At 49.1% G+C, this 1,111-nt stretch carries 1 protein-coding gene; it reads right to left on the reverse strand.

The window, feature by feature from the left end:
- Nucleotides 1-1,111, reverse strand: a 1,111-nt coding sequence (locus AZ66_RS29260) for a peptidase U32 family protein (protein WP_044358171.1), incomplete at both ends; no start/stop codon positions are given.

Here is a 1,111-nt window from a genome sequence, read left to right on the forward strand (position 1 = left end):
GCACATCAGGCTGGAATACGTCTCCTGTCAAATAGACAATGTCTGCACCCGCTTCGAGCACCGTCTTCGCCTGCTCCACATTGTTAACGTGAACGGATAATTGAGGTTGTCCCATCTTCTCTGGCTGACGAATGCCTGCTAAAGTGTCTTGCACCTGCTCTACCCGTTCTGGTTTCACTTCACGTTCTGCTGTAGGCGTACTGAACACTTTACCTGTGCTATAAAATTTCCCCGTTCCTTCATAGCGCGTGTTGATATAGTCAAGTCCTGGCTTGCCGAACGCATAGGCTGTCGAGAAGTCGCGCTTGCGGTTCTCATACAGGGTGTCGCTGTTCTCCTTCCGATCGTAGCCAAGCGGATCCGCAATGTAGCGATCGATTGCATCGCCATAGCTGTTGACAATCATCTTCAGGAACTCCAAATCCCGCATCCGTCCCTCTAGCTTGAATGAAGTAATGCCCGACTTGATCAGCTCTGGAATATGCTCATACATGTACATATCCTTCGCCGCAAGCGGATATTCCGTTGGATATACATTGCCGTCCTTCTTCACCCGGTAATCCCAGCGGCATGGCTTCATACAGCGTCCACGATTCGCACTATTGCCATATAACATCGAACTGTAGAAGCAGTTGGCTCCGTGTACCGTACACATGTCCCCATGGACGAAATATTCAAATTCCATGCCTGTCTTCGCTTGCAGCAGCTCCGCAGTATGCAGATCCATTTCACGGGACGCGACAACACGTGTAACGCCCATTTCCTTCAATGCCTCGATCATTTCTAAGTTGTGCACATTCATCATGACAGAGGAATGAACGGGTACATTCGATAAATTCATTTCTTGGATGAGTGGGAATACGGCCAAATCTTGCGCAATAATCGCGTCTGGACCTACCTCGTTCAAGAACGTCAGGTAACGCTTCGCTTCGTCCAAATCGCCTTCATTGAGCAAGTTGTTCACAGTAATATAGGCACGCTTGCCGCGGTCATGCGCCATGTTCACGGCTTCACGTACTTCTTCATAGCTAAGATTGTAGCCCTTGCGCATCATCCGCATGTTCAAGGAAGGTCCCCCGAAGTATACAGCATCGCAATTCATATCAATGAC

Origin of the sequence: Paenibacillus sp. E194 (assembly GCF_000935845.1) — a bacterium.
GTDB classification, from domain to species: Bacteria; Bacillota; Bacilli; order Paenibacillales; family Paenibacillaceae; genus Paenibacillus_B; species Paenibacillus_B alvei_B.